This is a genomic window from Arthrobacter sp. Leaf69 (genome assembly GCF_001422645.1).
Classification (GTDB): Bacteria; Actinomycetota; Actinomycetes; order Actinomycetales; family Micrococcaceae; genus Arthrobacter.
In genome coordinates, this window is record NZ_LMLR01000011.1 from 1 (window position 1) to 15,238 (window position 15,238).

Below are 15,238 nucleotides of genomic sequence, written 5' to 3' on the forward strand. Positions count from 1 at the left end.
TCGCGGACACCATCTCCGCCGATCCGGGCTTCAGCACCACCGCGCCCGACGGCGAACGGCGCACCATCACCGTCGAGGTGGACGGCCGCCGGATGGCCATCGGGCTGCCCGCGGATCTCCTGGACGGCTGGGCCCGCTCCGGTCAGGCCCTTCCCGCCGCAGGGACAGCAGCTTCAGAGTCCGACGGCGCCACGCACGCCGGCGGAGACGCCGACCCTCGCGAACTGCGCGCCGGCATGGCCGGGACCGTGGTGAAATGGCTCGTCGCACCGGGCGCCGCAGTTTCGGCAGGGGATCCCGTCGTCGTGCTCGAAGCGATGAAAATGGAAACCCAGGTCGCCGCCCACCGCGACGGAACTGTAATCGGCCTCCTCGCCGAAGCCGGCGGCGTGGTGACGGCCCGAGCGGTCCTGGCACTCATCGGCCAGGGCGGGTTCCGCTGACGGCCGTTCCGTGGCCGTTCCGGCTGGAGCTCCTCGACGAGAAACCCTATAGCCAACGTCCTCGCAGCAACGATGACGACTCTTCGAAGGTCTAGCCGGCTCTCCAGTCTCGATCTTTCATGAATGTGTGGGCGGCGTGGTACGAACGTCCGCGAGCAGCCGACAGTGGACCGATTCCTCTTCGAGGACAGGCAGCCCCCGCGGCCTTGGGACCTCCCCACGGCCCAGCCAGCGAATTTCCAAGTCTCGGGCTGTGGTGCTTCGAGGTGTTTCATAATCCCCGCTCAGCAACAACACGCACTAGTGCGCATGGCGCACATGGGCAGACAAGGATGGAGAACCATGCCTCAGGGCCCAACCCCTGATTTCCAAGACAACCACCTCGAACAGGGGAGCCAGATCAGGGAACAATCATGCAACCCCGCAGACCGGCCGGTGCATGGACCTAGCGACGTATTCCACGACCGCACCGCGGACCTTCCCGTCGTCGTGGATGAAGGCTTGAACGAAGTTGTGACGGAGACGGTCGCGGCAACTCAGCCATTCATCGGGATACCCAGCAGCGTGTGGCGGCTGCGCAGCGATGCGTGGGAGTTCCTGGGCTACGCCACCAAGCAGTTGGCTGCTGCCGACGCGCCGGAGGCTTCGGTGAACGGCCTCCCGCGCGAGATCAGGCGGCTGCTCCAACTGCTGGAGGCGATAGAGATGTATTGGGCGTTCCCTGGGCACCGGCATATCACCCAGCTGCGCCAGCGCATCGACGCCGGGGACTACCGCAAGGCGCTTGAACTCATTGAACCCGTCACCCGCGGTTTCGCGAGATTGAGCCCCGGTGCTGAGGAGCGGGAATCCTCTCTCGAGAGGGATACCCCCGGTGCCGAGCTGCCCGTCGCGCAGGCCCCGGCGGAGGTTAGGCCGAGATTCGAGGTCCTCATCGTCGATGACATGTCCGCTACGGATCGGGACGCCCTCCAAGCCGAGATGCTCCGCCATCGCAGGCCTGCTGATGCGTTCATCTACGAGCTCACCGTAGTCTCGAGCTTTGAGGACGCGCTCGTGGCGGTGCTGTTGAATCCCGATATTCAGGCCTGTGTTCTTCGGCCGGGGTTCGGATCCACCACGCGACAGCGGCTGGGCCATGACCTGCGCGACTTCCTTGCCGGATTCGCCGGAGAGGACCTTGCCCCGTTGCGGCCCATCGAGCGGATCCTTGGCCTGGCGGACAAGATCGCGCAGCTGCGGCCCGAACTCGATCTCTACCTGGTCGCGGGCGTCTCTATCGAGCAGCTCGCCGGGTCACTGACCAAAAGGTTCAGCCGAATCTTCCGCCGGGAGGACAGCCTGGAGCTGCACCTGTCGCTGTTGCGCGGAGTGGCGGACCGTTACGACACTCCGTTCTTTACCGCCCTTCAGTACTACAGCAGAAAACCCGCGGGTGTCTTCCACGCGCTGCCAGTCTCCCGGGGCGGGTCTGTGGTGAACTCCAAATGGATCAAGGACATGGGCGAGTTCTACGGCCTCAACCTGCTCCTGGCGGAGACCTCGGCAACCTCCGGAGGTCTGGACTCGCTGCTTGACCCGCACGGGTCCATCAAGGAGGCCCAGATGCTGGCGGCCCGCGCGTTCGGGGCGCAGAAGTCGTTCTTTGTCACCAACGGCACGTCAACGGCGAACAAGATCGTCCACCAGTCGATCGTGGCCCCCGGCGATGTGGTCCTGGTCGACCGCAACTGCCATAAGTCACACCACTACGCGCTCATGCTTGCCGGCGCCCAGGTCGCCTACCTGGATGCCTACCCTCTGCACGAATACTCCTTCTACGGCGCCGTCCCGCTGGCCAGCATCAAGAAGATGCTGCTGGACTACCGCCGGGCCGGACGGCTGGCCGACGTCAAGATGATCGCGCTGACCAATTGCACCTTCGACGGCATCGTCTACGACGTCGAGCGGGTCATGGAAGAGTGCCTGTCGATCAAACCGGACCTGGTGTTCCTGTGGGACGAGGCCTGGTTCGCGTTCGCCGGCTTCCACCATGTCTATCGCCGCCGGACCGCGATGGCCGCGGCACGAAAACTGGAGGCGGCCTTCAAGGACCCCGCCTACACGCTTCGCCATGCGGCGCAGGTGAAGGAACTCTACGACCCCGACACGAACGAGCCCCTCGCCGACGAAGTGTGGATGAAGACCCGACTCGTGCCGGATCCGGCAACGGCCCGTCTGCGGGTCTACGCCACCCAATCAACGCACAAGACCCTCACCTCGCTGCGCCAGGGCTCCATGATCCACGTCTTCGACCAAGACTTCAGCCACCTCAACGAGGAAGCATTCCGCGAAGCCTATATGACGCACACCTCGACCTCACCGAACTATCAGATCCTGGCCTCACTGGACATCGGACGCCGACAGGTCGAATTCGAGGGGTTCGAACTGGTGCAAAAGCAGGCCGATCTCGCCGTCAGCATCGCCCAGGCAGTGGCACGCCATCCCCTCCTGAAGAAGTATTTCCGCACCCTCACCACCAAGGACCTGATCCCGGAGGAGTATCGCGAAAGCGACAGGCCGATGCCGCTTCGGGACGGGCTCGCGGCCATGGACGAGGCCTGGCGGCGGGACGAATTCGTCGTTGACCCTAGCCGCCTGACCCTATATATCGGCCTGACCGGCGTCGACGGCGACACCTTCAAACACGAATACCTCATGGACAAGTTTGGGATCCAGGTCAACAAGACTTCCAGAAACAGTGTCCTGTTCATGACCAACATCGGCACCAGCCGCAGCTCCGTCGCCTACCTCATCGAGGTTCTCGTCAAACTGGCCGAAAGCTTCGAAGACGAGCAGGCCGCACTGAGCCCGCTCGGCCAACGAGCCCACGCGGCCCGCGTCGCAGCGCTCACGAGCGCACCCCCGCCGCTGCCGGACTTCAGCCATTTCGCGGACCGCTACCGACGCGACCCGCACACCCCGGACGGAAACATCCGAGCGGCCTACTTCGAAAGCTACAAGCCGGGATCATGCGAATACCTTTCCCCGGCCGAGCTGAACCGGCGGGTAGCGGCGGGCCACGAGGTGGTTTCCGCCGGATTCGTTACTCCTTACCCGCCGGGATTTCCCATCCTGGTACCGGGCCAGGTCATCACCGCCGGGATCCTGGCATTCATGTCCGCACTGGACACCCGTGAGATCCACGGATACAACCACGAGCTCGGATACCGGGTAATGACTGGGGCAACTGCAAACTGATACGGGGGTCCGGACTGGTTATGACCGTTGATTGAGTACTCGGTATTCTTCGGATTTTCTAAGGAGTCTGTCGATGGGAGAGGCTGACTTTGTCGCTTTTGGGAATGGCTCGGGTGGTGCGGGAGTTTTTGTCGGCTGTGGTCGCCGGGAGCGTATCCGCTTAGGGTGAGAGCGCCACGGACGGTGAGCCAGGTCACGAACGAACCGGCTTGGAAAAGCTGCTGCCGGGCCGGGTATGCCGGAGAGTTGCCCAGCGGTCCTTCCTTTGCCGGCTTTGGCCCGAAGTTTGCGGAGTTGGTGCCAGGTGGCGAAGCGGTGCAGCACCCGGGTGTGTTCGGGTGGCTGAGGTTTGGTCAGACAAGCAAGCCCGCTTTTGGTCCGTTGCATCGTCAGCATTCGGTCGAACAGCGGGGCCAGGGGCGGGTGGATGCGGCCCGTGCCGTCATCCAGCAGCGCGGCGAGCCTGTCGGCGAGGGTGCATCTGGGGCAGAGCCGTCCGGCGAGCAGGGGTCCTTCAACGCGGCAGCGGTCGCTGGAGAAGTCGCGGGTGATCCCCGCACAGTCGCGGCAGACCGGCATCCCTGTGGCGTTGCGGCCCGGCAGCAGCCGTTCGGTCCGGCAGCTGGGGCAGGATCCATGTGTGCTGTGGCCTTGTCGAAACAGGTCCGGCAGATCGGGCCGTCCGACCAGTTGGCCGCTTTCGCGGCCTGTCGGCTGCAGCAGGCACAGCTGCGTATATGCCAGCGCTCAACCTTCTCGCGGGTGTCGTAGGCGGGGTTCACCGCTCCGGGGGTGATCCTGGCCCGCTTGGGCCGGATGGTGGCGGCAAAGTCCACGACCTCGGCGCCCGCGGCGGCCGTGCGGCGCGGTGTCACGGCCTCTGCCTGAGTGGCGATCAGCTACGCGGGGTCACTCCCAGAATGTCGCAGAGCGCGGCTAGGACCCGCAGCGAGAGCCGCTCGGTGATCCGGGTGACCAGCCGCCAGACCTGCACTCGCCCTGCGGGCGCTGGGCAGAATGGAACGGACCCTCTTCCTCCTGGACTGGCTCCAGGGCCCCGGCCTGTGCCGTAAAGTCACCGCAGGCCTGAACACGGGCGAGGCCCGGACCACCCTCTCCCGAGCCGCTTATTCAACCGGCTCGGCGAAATCCGCGACCGTTCCTTCGAGCAGCAGCGCTACCGCGCCAGCGGGCTGAACCTTCTCACCGCAGCCGTCGTTCTCTGGAACACGGTCTACCTTGACCGCACCGTCGCCACCCTGACCAGCAACGGCTGTGACATCGACCCGGACGTCCTGCGGTTCCTTTCACCGCTGGGCTGGGAACACATCAACCTCACCGGCGACTACACCTGGCCACGCGCCCACATCAAACCCGGAGAATATAGGCCACCACGACGCCCGGCAAGACCTTAGCGTCGGATATATCACTTTTTCACAAGCCACCCCTATTAGGGGAGGGAATGTCCAGCGGCGGGGGTGGCTGGCGGGGCATGTTCCCCGGTCTCGTGCTCACCCAGTCCCCGGGCCGCGAGGGCCTCGCCGGTCTGCCGGGCGAAGGCCACCGTGGTGATAAAGACCGGGAGGATCAGGGCCCGGGGGTTGCGCTCCAGGCCGCGGGCCCGGGCGGAATCGCGGACGTCACTGTAAGCGCCCGCGATGAACGGGATACTCCGCAGCATGATGGCGATGGTTAGGGCAAAGCGTTCCGGATCCGCGCCGAACCGCCGGAACGGCTGCGCCAGGGAGGCTACCCCGTCCAGCAGCCGCTGCACCGGAGTGGTGGCGGTCAGGATCGATGCCGCCACAATACAGACCAGCACATTGAGCACAATCCGCGCCGCCGTGGGGCCGCCGAGCTGCCACCACTGGAACAGGCCGATGGCCGCGAGGACCGGCAGCACGGGACGGACAGCCCGGAACAGCCGCCGGAAGCCTGCCCCGCTGAGCAGGAACAGGGCACACATCAGCACCAGGGCTGCGGCCGCCACCACCCAGTCCACGATCAGGAACGATGCCATGCCGCAGGCAAGCACCAGGAGAAACTTCAGCCACAGTGGCGCGCGGTGCAGCAGGGAGTTCCCCGGCACGTAGTTGGCGAACAGGAATCCGTGCCCGCTCACAACTGCTCCAGTCGCGGCTGACTGACGTGCGGCTGATTGAGGCGCGGCCGGTCCGGCCCCGGGCCTGGAGCAGGGAGAGTCTCCGCGCAGATGGCCCGGTAGTGGGCAACAGCGGCGGCCGGGCCGCCGTCGAACACCACCGACCCGGCGTCGACGACGAGGACCCGGTCAAGGTCCAGGGCGAGGTCGAGGTCGTGGGTGGAGAGGATAACCTGCTGGCTGAGTCCGGCCAGGGTCCGCCGCAGCAGTTCCCTGTTGCGCAGGTCCAGCAGCGTGGAGGGCTCGTCCAGGACCAGCACCTCCGGGTCCACGGCGAGGACGGCCGCGAGGGCCAGGAGCTGCCGTTCCCCGCCGGACAGCTCGTAGATGCTCTGGTCGGCCAGCGGCAGCAGCCCGAAACGGTCCAGGGTCGCCTCCGCCTGGCTGCTGCGTTCCCGCGCGTTCCGGACCGAACGCCGGAGGGAGAGCTCAACATCCTCCCGGCCCGTCGGCATCACCAGCTGGGACAGCGGATCGGTGAACACGAAGCCGACGCGCCGGCGTACCTCCCGCACCGCGCGGACCGTGTCCGAGCCGTCCACCGTGACGGTGCCACTGCTCGGCGCCACGAGTCCGTTCAGGAGCCGCAGCAGGGTGGACTTGCCGGAACCGTTGGCGCCGATCACGCCGATCCGCTGCTCCGTGAGCCGCAGGCTCAGCTCCCCAAGCAAGGTTTTGGGCGCGGGGCGGCCGTCGACGGCCACCCGCACCGCAGCCCGGTCCAGCACGATGGTGCTCACGGCCGGCTGTCCGCCTGGGCGCCGACAGCGGGGGCCGCGGATGCGCCGCCGGGAGTCCCGGAGGTCCGGATCCGGCGGATCAGCAGGTCCGGGAATGCTTTGTGCAGGGCAAGCGCAACGGTCACGGCCAGTGCGTTCTTGATTACATCTCCGGGGTAGAAGACCAGGTCGGCGAGGAACGCCTTGGAGAAGTCCAGCTTCGCGTTGACCATCATCCCGAGGATGCCAAGGCCGTGGATAAAGATGATGCTGCTCACCATTGCGGCGGCGAACAGCAGGACGGCACGGAACTTGCCGGGACGGCCTGCCGTGCGGCGGAGCACGACGACAGTCAGCCAGCCCACCGCCGTGGCCGCGTACACAAAGCCGATGATGTAGCCCGCGGAGGGGCCGGCAAGGACCCCGAGGCCGCTGCGCCCGCCGCTGAAGATCGGCAACCCGGCAAGCCCGAGGAGGACGTAGAGCCCGACGGCGGCGAACGCCCTGGCGGGGCCCAGGGCCAGGCCCGTGAGCATGACGGCGAGCGTCTGCAGGGTGATGGGGACGCCGAGGCCGCCTACCGGAATGGCGGCGATCAGGGCGGATCCTGCCACCAGCGCGGCGAAAACGGCGATCAGTCCCAGGTCGGTGGCGTTCCAGGGGTTACGGCGCCGGGCGGGAGTGGCGGCAGCGGTGCCGTCGGTCTTTGTCATGGGAGTTCCTATCGCGGGTGAATCGGGGACCTGCTTCTCATTTTGACTCTACGAGCATGGCGGGCGGGGTTTTTTGTAGGTGACCCACTAACCGGCGGCCCTGTTGCTGGAGGGCGGCACCAAAGCGTCCCGGATGCTCCCGGAGCGGCCCTTGTCATGGGGCGGAGGCCGGGCCGGTAGACTGGGAGAGGCCGTCCTCTCGGCCACACTGCCCCGGCCCCTTCCAGATTCCACCGTTGTGCCGCGGCGTTCCCTGTTGTGAAAGGCCTTAGCTGCATTGATTACCGTCCAGGATCTCGAACTGCGCGCCGGCGCCCGCCTCCTTATGGACCAGGTGAGCTTCCGGATCGACAAGGGAGACAAGATCGGCCTTGTGGGCCGTAACGGTGCAGGCAAGACCACACTGACCCGGGTGCTCGCGGGCGAAGGCCTGCCGGCCGGGGGCAAGGTGACCCGCACCGGCGAGATTGGCTACCTGCCGCAGGACCCGCGCACGCCGGACATGGAACAGCTGGCCCGTGACCGGATCCTGTCCGCCCGCGGCCTGGACATCGCCGTCGGGAAGCTCCGCGTGGCCCACGAGGAAATGGCGAGCGACGACGCCGACGTCCAGCGCAAGGCCATGAACCGCTACGACCGGCTGGAATCGGAGTTCCTGGCCGCCGGCGGCTACGCGGCCGAGGCCGAGGCCGCTGCGATCTGCTCCAACCTGGCTCTCCCGGACCGGCTGCTGAACCAGCCCCTGAAGACCCTGTCCGGTGGCCAGCGCCGCCGCGTGGAGCTGGCCCGCATCTTGTATTCGGACGCCGAAACGATGCTCCTCGATGAGCCCACCAACCACCTCGACGCCGACTCCATCGCCTGGCTCCGTGAGTTCCTGAAGAACCACCAGGGCGGTCTGATCGTGATCAGCCACGACACGGAACTGCTCGAAGCCACCGTGAACAAGGTCTTCCTGCTGGATCCGAACCGCGCGCAGATCGACTTCTACAACATGGACTGGAAGCGCTACCTGCAGCAGCGCGAAACGGATGAGCGTGCCCGCAAGAGGGAGCGCGCCAACGCGGAGAAGAAGGCCCAGGTCCTCTTCGACCAGGCCAACAAGATGCGCGCCAAGGCCACCAAGGCCGTGGCCGCGCAGAACATGGCCAAGCGCGCCGAGCGTCTGCTGGGTGGCCTTGAAGCCGTGCGCGCGACCGACCGCGTGGCCGCCCTGCGCTTTCCGGATCCGTCGCCCTGCGGCAAGACCCCGCTCACCGCGGACGGCCTCAGCAAGTCCTTCGGTTCGCTGGAAATCTTCACGGATGTGGACCTCGCGATCGACCGCGGCTCCAAGGTGGTCATCCTGGGCCTCAACGGTGCGGGCAAGACCACCCTGCTGCGGATGCTCGCCGGCGTCGACAAGCCGGACACCGGCGAAGTCGTCGCCGGTCACGGCCTGAAGGTGGGCTACTACGCCCAGGAGCACGAGACGCTCGACGTCGACCGGACGGTGCTGCAGAACATGCGGTCCTCCGCCCCGGACATGAACGACGCGGAAGTGCGCAACATCCTCGGGTCGTTCCTGTTTTCGGGTGACGACGTCGACAAGCCCGCCGGTGTGCTGTCGGGCGGCGAGAAGACCCGCCTGGCGCTGGCGACCATTGTCGCCTCGAGCGCGAACGTGCTGCTCCTCGACGAGCCCACCAACAACCTTGACCCGGCCAGCCGCGCCGAAATCCTCGGAGCCTTGAGCAACTACACCGGCGCCGTGGTGCTGGTGAGCCACGATGAAGGTGCCGTTGAGGCGCTGAATCCGGAGCGTGTGGTGCTGCTGCCCGACGGCGTCGAGGACTTGTGGAACGCGGACTACCTCGACTTGATTACGCTGGCGTAGGCCGGGTGGGCGGGCGCGCGCCTCGCGTTCCGCTTCGCGGCTCGCCCGATTTGCCGCGTGCTCGCTCGTACACCCCACCGTCTCCCTAACCTCGCAAGCTCGGCCAGGGAACCCGGACGAAGGGGCATTCGCTTAGACGCACGCTACGCAAATCGACCGCACCGCTGCGCTGGCGGGCGTCGTCACCTTCGTTACCGGACCGGCATTTCCTGGGCTTCGGTGATGCGCTGGAGTTCTCTGTAGCTGATGGAGAACATCGAGTGGTGGTCGCCCGCTCCGGCCCAGAGCACGGGGTGGGCCGAGAGGGACTCGTCCAGCAGGGTCTGGATCTTTTCCGGATGCCCCACGGGGGCCACGCCGCCGACTTCCTGGCCGGTGTGTTCCAGGACGAACCCGGGGGAGGCGCGGCGGATGCTGCCAGTGCCCAACTGCACGGCGACCTTCCGGACATCGACCCTGGCGGCCCCGCTGGCCAAGATCAACAGCGGAGCGCCCTCGAGGTCGAACACTAGGCTGTTGGTGATGGCCGCGACGTCGCAACCCAGCGCAGTGGCCGCGGCCGCCGCCGTCGGGACTGTCGAATCGAACACCGTCACGGTGTCCTCGGCGCCCAGCACCGTCAACGCGCGCTTCACCCGGGCCACCGGCTCCGGCACCACGAGGTCCATTCCTCAGAACCCCTGGGCGTCCAGGATGGCGTCTTCCTCTTCCTCCGCGGTCGCGTTCTTCCGCTTGCGGGGGAGCGGACGGCGGCGGGCCACCGGGCCGCTGGAGTACATATGGCCGCCGGCAGAGGCCCCGTCGCCGGCCTGCGCTTCGGCGTCTTCGGCGTCGATGGCGGCGTTTCGGGCCTGCTGACGGGCGGCGTACCCGAAGCCGACGAACATCAGCACCCCGAACGCAAACCACTGCAGCGAGTACGACAGGTGTGTGCCCTCCTCGGTGGACGGTTTCGGGAACGGGAGGGGCATCTCCGCCACGGCCGGGCTCTCGGACGCCAACTGCCCGTACGCCCCCGTCAGCAGGGGGTAGCCCAGCTCGGTCGAGTAGGCGGCGAGGTCAATGGAGGCCAGCTGCCCGTCCGGGGCGCCGCGCTGAAGATCCGGCTCGGCCGGTTTGAGGCGGGCGACGACGGTCACGGTGCCCTGCGGGGGTGCGGGAACCGTGTCGGGCCGTCCCGGGTTGTTGTTGCCGATCGGCAGCCACCCGCGGTCGATGATGACGGTCTCGCCGGATTCCAGCCGGAAGGGGACCACCACCTCGTAGCCGGGCTGGCCGTTGAGCGGCCGGTTGCGGACTATGCGCTGTCCGGCGACGTCGTACCTGCCCTTCAGCTCCACCTGGGTCCACTCGCGTTCCGGCGCGAGGGAGCGGAACTGCTCCTTGACCTCGGCGAAGGGTACCGGCGTGGCGGAATAGTTGGACGTGACGCGGCTGATCTCGGCGAGGGTCTCGGCGCGGCGGTCCATCTGCCAGCGGCCCAGGCCGACGCAGGCAGCGGCAAAAATCGCGGCAAGCAACAGGTATCCCAGCCACTTGCTGGAGAAAAGAAAACGGTACATTCAGCTTGCCCTGCCTGCCGGGTTCAGTGCCACAGTTTCCTTCCAGAGCCCGCGGGTCTGCAGGTAGTCCTCGAGCCAGGCCCGATGCTCTCCGCAGGCGAGCCAGATCTTGCGCCGTTCCGGGGTGTGGATCTTCGGGTTGTTCCAGAGCAACTGCCATTCGGCGCCGCTCCGGCACGCTTTGCGGGAGCAGACGGCGTCGGCCGGCCCGGCCGCCCCGCCGTTCCCGGCCAGGTCAAAAAGACTCACGACGCCGCCCGCCCCCGGCCGCCGTCGTCCCCGGCGTCTCCTGCGGTATCTCCCGCGCCGAAGCCGGGGCCGCGCTCCGGGACGTCCTCGATGGGGGAGTCCTCGTCATCGACGAGTTCGCCCTGCAGCAGCGTCATCGAGGGGTCGTCCGTCTCCGGGGCGCCCGGTACCGAGGGGGCCGGCGCGTCGAGTTGGGCCAGTGGCGCGTAGTCCAGCAGCGAGTCGGCGTGGACCTCCGCCTTGTCACTGCCGTTGGCAATGATGACGGCAAACCAGGGCAGGAAGACGGCCCCGATGACCGGGAGGATCTTGAGCCAGCCGTCCACCACAAAAATCAGGATCAGGCACACCATGCGGATGCCCATCGCCACGGCGTACTTGATCATCCGCTGGCGCATCTCTTCAGAGTGCGCCGCGGAGGCGTCCGTGATGCTGTGAACCTCGGAATCACCGGATGGGACGTCCGGGTTTCCGGGCACAGGCACACCGTGCTGGTTTTTGAGTGTCAAGGCTGTCAGATCACGCTCCCAAGGCTTACTCCAATTCTCTCACCAACGGCAGGGCCGCCCAAACGCGGCCCTGCCGGGCGCTAAGATCGGAGGCAGGAAAATCCCGACCCCACCGCGGCGCCCCCCGCCGCAGAATTCCGGAGCCCCAGCATGTCTGAAACAGCAACCGCCCGCCGCAGTGTCCTTATCACCGGCGGAAACCGCGGAATCGGCCTCGCCATCGCCGAAGCCTTCCTCGCCAACGGAGACAAGGTGGCCGTCACCTACCGCAGTGAATCCGCACTCCCCGTCGGCATCCTGGGTGTCAAGGCCGACGTCACGGACGAAGCCTCGGTGGACGCCGCGTTCACCGAAGTAGAGGCTGCCCATGGCCCCGTCGAAGTGCTCGTGGCGAACGCCGGCATCACCAAGGACACCCTCCTGATGCGGATGAGTGAAGACGACTTCACCTCGGTCATCGACACCAACCTCACCGGCGCCTTCCGCGTGATCAAGCGCGCGTCCAAGGGCATGATCCGGGCGCGCAAGGGCCGAGTGGTCCTGATTTCCTCCGTCTCGGGTCTCTACGGCGCGCCCGGCCAGATCAACTACTCGGCGTCCAAGGCCGGCCTGGTCGGCGTCGCCCGCTCCCTCACCCGCGAGCTGGGCGCCCGCGGGATCACCGCGAACGTGGTGGCACCGGGCTTCATCAACACGGACATGACGGCGGAACTGCCCGAGTCGACCCAGAAGGACTACCTGTCCAAGGTGCCCGCCGGCCGCTTCGCCGAAGCCTCCGAGGTTGCCAACGTGGTCCGCTGGATCGCCAGCGACGAGGCCGCCTACATCTCCGGCGCGGTCATCCCGGTCGACGGCGGCCTGGGGATGGGGCACTAGCCGGCAAACCGGCGCGGGCGGCGCCCGCCGGGGCAGCCACGTCAGGACCTTTTGCCCTTTAGCCCGGTGTGCTCCGGGGTGTGTAATGGGGCTACAGCCCCTCACCGCACCGGGCAGGGGCATGGATCCGGGAGGACAATCATGGCTGAACTTAACAAGTGGGTGCCGTCGGACGTGCTTGAGCCGATCAAGCGATTCCTCGACGGCGACCTCACCATGTCCCCGTCCATCAAGGTGGAGCAGTTCCAGGACGGCGAAACCCTGGTGGTGCGGGCGGAGGTGCCCGGGATCGATCCGGACAGGGACGTTGACGTCTCCGTGAGCGAGGGCATGCTGCACATCCGGGCCGAGCGCGAGGAGAAGACCGAGCACAAGAGCAAGGACGGGTACCGCTCCGAGTTCCGCTACGGCTCGTTCATGCGCAGTGTCGCCCTGCCTCCGGGGGCCAAGGAGGAAGACATCACCGCCACGTACAAGGACGGTGTCCTCGAAGTCCGTGCACCCGCCCCGGCCACGCCGCCGGACACCACGGCCAAGAAAATCAGGATCGACCACACCTAGCCGGCGTTGGCCCGCGCCTCCCGCAGCCAGTCCAGGACCTCCCCGTCGAGTTCGTCCACGGTATTAAGCTCCAAGTGATGCATCCACACCCCGGGGGACGGGTGGGCTACTTCTTTGAACCGCGGGGATTCCACCAGCCGCGGGAGCGCGATGGACAGAACGGCCGGGACACTGGAGCGCACATACCGGCCGGGCCGCCACAGATAGGCGAAGCCTCGTTGCGCCCGAAACGTCACCTGGCTTTTTGTGGCCCGGACCGCGGCCGGAGTGGGCGTGGCCAGCAGTTGCTCCACGGCCCGGAACAGCAAAAGGCCGCGCGGCGAGCCGTTGAACACCTCTTCCGGCGTCGATTCCTCGCTCAGGCCCCGGGGCACGGGGCCTCCCGGTGCCGCGTACTCGGCGATGTCATGCCCGCGAGCCTACGCCCGCCGGCGGTGCCGCAACTAGCCTGAAGCAGCTTCTTTGTGGGACCCGAACAACCGAAATGGCCTGCGCCGCTGGCATGATGGACTGCAGACCCACCGTTTTTGGACGTTTGGAACAAAGGAGCTCGTATGGGACTGCTGGAGAACAAGACCGCAATCGTGACCGGTTCATCGCGCGGCATCGGCGCTGAAGTCGCCAAGATCCTCGCCGGCGAGGGCGCCGCCGTCGTCGTGAATTACCGCCAGAAGGCCCCGCGTGCCAACAAGGTGGTTGCCGAGATCGAGGCCGCCGGCGGCCGTGCCGCAGCCGTGGGCGCCGACCTCACCACCCAGGAGGGCGTTCAGGCCCTGGCCAGCGCCGCGATGGAGAACTTCGGATCGCTCGACGTCCTGGTCCTCAACGCCTCCGGGGGCATGGAATCGGGCATGGAGGAGGGCTACGCCCTCAAGCTCAACCGCGACGCCCAGGTGAACATGCTCAACGCCGCCGTGCCGCTGATGCCCGAGGGATCCCGGGTGGTCTTCGTGACCAGCCACCAGGCCCACTTCATCAACACCGTGCCCACCATGCCTGACTACGAGCCGGTGGCACGCAGCAAGCGCGCAGGCGAGGATGCACTCCGCGGCCTCGTTCCGAACCTGGCCGAGAAGGGCATCTCCCTGGTGGTCGTCTCCGGCGACATGATCGAGGGCACCGTCACGGCCACCCTGCTGGACCGCTCCAACCCGGGCGCCATCGAAGCCCGCCGCGCCGAGGCCGGGAAGCTGTACTCGGTCACGGAATTCGCCGCCGAGGTCGCCAAAATGGTCACCGCCGACGTCGAGTCCGGCCACACCGAGTACGTCGGCGGGTCCGACTACTTCGACAAGAGCAGGAACTAAGGACCGGCCGTATACGCCGAACACGCGACTATCACGCGACACTAAGGAAGGCCGGGGCAACTGCCCCGGCCTTCCTTAGTGTCAGTGCCCCTCACACGCCGGCGATGTGCCGTACGACGTCGAGGTACGGCAGGTTCACGGCGGCGTCCGCCACCGCGCGGACCGCCGGCTTCGCGTTGAACGCCACGCCGATCCCCGCGGCACCGAGCATGTCCAGGTCGTTGGCGCCGTCGCCCACGGCAATCGTGTGGGCCATCGGGATGCCTTCCCTGGCGGCCCATTCGCGCAGGTATTTCTCCTTCGCCGCCCGGTCAATCACCTCGCCGGTCACTTTCCCGGTCAGGGCGCCGTCGGCGATTTCAAGTTCATTGGCGATCCAGTAGTCGAGTCCCAGTCCCTCGGCAATCGGCTGCAGGATCTGGTTGAATCCACCGGAGATGACGGCCACCACGTGGCCCGCGGCCTGGAAAGCGGCCACGAGTTCCGCCGCGCCGAGACTCAGCGTCACTTCGGCACGCACGGAATCGACGACGTCGGCGGGCAGCCCGGCGAGTACCGCCACCCGTGCGTGCAGGCTCTCGGCGAAATCCAGCTCGCCGCGCATGGCGGCCTCCGTCACGGCGGTCACTTCTTCACGCTTGCCGGCGTAGGCGGCCAGGAGTTCGATCACTTCCTGCTGGATCAGGGTGGAATCCACGTCCAGGATGAGGAACTTCCGCTGCGCATTCCGCAGAGAGGCGGGGACAATGGCCGTGTCCACTCCGGCGGGCAGGTTTTCCGTCGCCGCGCCGCGGAGTCCGGCGAGTGCTGCCAGTGCGGTTGCTCTGTCGTCCGCGCCGGCGGCCGGGTCAACGCTGCCGTCCACTGTGTAGACCTCGTAGCGGGAGTCGCCGGTGCGCGTCTCGGCGTCGAGCGTCAGACCCGCAGCGGTGAGCAGCGACCGGAGCCGCTGCACCTCGGGAAGGGTCAGTTTCGGGGCATAGCTCACTGCGGTCACCTTGAGGGTCATGTCTGCAATCCTA

At 67.0% G+C, this 15,238-nt stretch carries 14 protein-coding genes and 2 pseudogenes; 7 read left to right on the forward strand and 9 right to left on the reverse strand.

Going from position 1 to position 15,238, the window contains the following annotated elements; translation table 11 throughout:
• From ASE96_RS09470 to ASE96_RS18820, 3 genes and pseudogenes are all read left to right on the forward strand, one after another.
• Window positions 1-443: acetyl-CoA carboxylase biotin carboxyl carrier protein subunit (locus ASE96_RS09470; protein ID WP_162238818.1), on the forward strand; the 443-nt coding region annotated here is incomplete at its 5' end.
• A gap of 342 nt (window positions 444-785) precedes the next feature.
• A complete protein-coding gene (locus ASE96_RS09475) occupies window positions 786-3,683 on the forward strand; it encodes an aminotransferase class I/II-fold pyridoxal phosphate-dependent enzyme (RefSeq protein WP_082492671.1) in 2,898 nt (965 codons plus the stop codon).
• Between the two features lie 990 nt (window positions 3,684-4,673).
• Window positions 4,674-5,098 (forward strand): annotated as a pseudogene (locus tag ASE96_RS18820) (Tn3 family transposase); the annotation flags it as partial.
• 35 nt (window positions 5,099-5,133) lie between these two features.
• Here the strand turns inward: ASE96_RS18820 and ASE96_RS09480 are convergent.
• The 3 genes and pseudogenes from ASE96_RS09480 to ASE96_RS09490 form a co-directional block, all read right to left on the reverse strand.
• The gene (locus ASE96_RS09480) at window positions 5,134-5,805 is read right to left on the reverse strand and encodes an energy-coupling factor transporter transmembrane component T family protein (RefSeq protein ID WP_056429334.1); all 672 of its coding nucleotides are present in this window, start codon (window positions 5,803-5,805) and stop codon (window positions 5,134-5,136) included.
• A pseudogene (locus ASE96_RS09485) lies at window positions 5,802-6,482 on the reverse strand (energy-coupling factor ABC transporter ATP-binding protein); the annotation flags it as partial. The pseudogene ASE96_RS09485 and the gene ASE96_RS09480, both read right to left, overlap by 4 nt.
• 98 nt (window positions 6,483-6,580) lie before the next feature.
• Window positions 6,581-7,276, reverse strand: a complete 696-nt coding sequence (locus ASE96_RS09490) for a biotin transporter BioY (protein ID WP_056429339.1) — start codon at window positions 7,274-7,276, stop codon at window positions 6,581-6,583.
• 277 nt (window positions 7,277-7,553) lie between these two features.
• On the opposite strand from ASE96_RS09490, the gene ASE96_RS09495 reads away from it, so the two are divergent.
• Window positions 7,554-9,152, forward strand: a complete 1,599-nt coding sequence (locus ASE96_RS09495) for an ABC-F family ATP-binding cassette domain-containing protein (RefSeq protein ID WP_056429341.1) — start codon at window positions 7,554-7,556, stop codon at window positions 9,150-9,152.
• A gap of 191 nt (window positions 9,153-9,343) precedes the next feature.
• On the opposite strand, the gene ASE96_RS09500 is transcribed toward ASE96_RS09495, so the two are convergent.
• Genes ASE96_RS09500 through ASE96_RS09515 form a run of 4 tightly spaced genes read right to left on the reverse strand, consistent with a single transcriptional unit; the run spans window position 9,344 to window position 11,472 of the window.
• The gene (locus tag ASE96_RS09500) at window positions 9,344-9,820 is read right to left on the reverse strand and encodes a YbaK/EbsC family protein (protein ID WP_056429343.1); all 477 of its coding nucleotides are present in this window, start codon (window positions 9,818-9,820) and stop codon (window positions 9,344-9,346) included.
• Window positions 9,821-9,823: 3 nt separating this feature from the next.
• Window positions 9,824-10,714 (reverse strand): SURF1 family cytochrome oxidase biogenesis protein, encoded by an 891-nt coding sequence (locus ASE96_RS09505; RefSeq protein ID WP_056429344.1) that lies wholly within the window; start codon window positions 10,712-10,714, stop codon window positions 9,824-9,826.
• Window positions 10,715-10,963, reverse strand: a complete 249-nt coding sequence (locus ASE96_RS09510) for a hypothetical protein (protein ID WP_056429346.1) — start codon at window positions 10,961-10,963, stop codon at window positions 10,715-10,717.
• Window positions 10,960-11,472 carry a DUF3099 domain-containing protein gene (locus ASE96_RS09515; protein WP_056429348.1) on the reverse strand — a complete coding sequence of 171 codons (513 nt, stop codon included), beginning with the start codon at window positions 11,470-11,472 and terminating at the stop codon, window positions 10,960-10,962. Before ASE96_RS09515 ends, ASE96_RS09510 begins: the two co-directional genes overlap by 4 nt.
• Window positions 11,473-11,622: 150 nt before the next feature.
• Here ASE96_RS09515 and ASE96_RS09520 point away from each other — a divergent pair, with 150 nt between their 5' ends.
• Both ASE96_RS09520 and ASE96_RS09525 read left to right on the forward strand, forming a co-directional pair.
• On the forward strand, window positions 11,623-12,348 hold the full coding sequence (locus ASE96_RS09520) for a beta-ketoacyl-ACP reductase (protein WP_056429349.1): 726 nt from the start codon (window positions 11,623-11,625) through the stop codon (window positions 12,346-12,348).
• A gap of 141 nt (window positions 12,349-12,489) precedes the next feature.
• A complete protein-coding gene (locus ASE96_RS09525; protein WP_056429352.1) occupies window positions 12,490-12,909 on the forward strand; it encodes an Hsp20/alpha crystallin family protein in 420 nt (139 codons plus the stop codon).
• On the opposite strand, the gene ASE96_RS09530 is transcribed toward ASE96_RS09525, so the two are convergent.
• Window positions 12,906-13,283, reverse strand: coding sequence for a DUF5655 domain-containing protein (locus ASE96_RS09530; RefSeq protein WP_235500196.1), 378 nt, complete (start codon window positions 13,281-13,283; stop codon window positions 12,906-12,908). The two genes, ASE96_RS09525 and ASE96_RS09530, sit on opposite strands and share 4 nt — an antisense overlap.
• 180 nt (window positions 13,284-13,463) lie before the next feature.
• Between ASE96_RS09530 and ASE96_RS09535 the strand changes: the two genes are divergently transcribed.
• Window positions 13,464-14,216 (forward strand): SDR family oxidoreductase, encoded by a 753-nt coding sequence (locus tag ASE96_RS09535; RefSeq protein WP_056429353.1) that lies wholly within the window; start codon window positions 13,464-13,466, stop codon window positions 14,214-14,216.
• Window positions 14,217-14,307: 91 nt separating this feature from the next.
• On the opposite strand, the gene serB is transcribed toward ASE96_RS09535, so the two are convergent.
• Complete coding sequence (serB, locus tag ASE96_RS09540; RefSeq protein WP_056429354.1) at window positions 14,308-15,225, reverse strand: phosphoserine phosphatase SerB; 918 nt, start codon at window positions 15,223-15,225, stop codon at window positions 14,308-14,310.
• Window positions 15,226-15,238 lie beyond the last annotated feature (13 nt).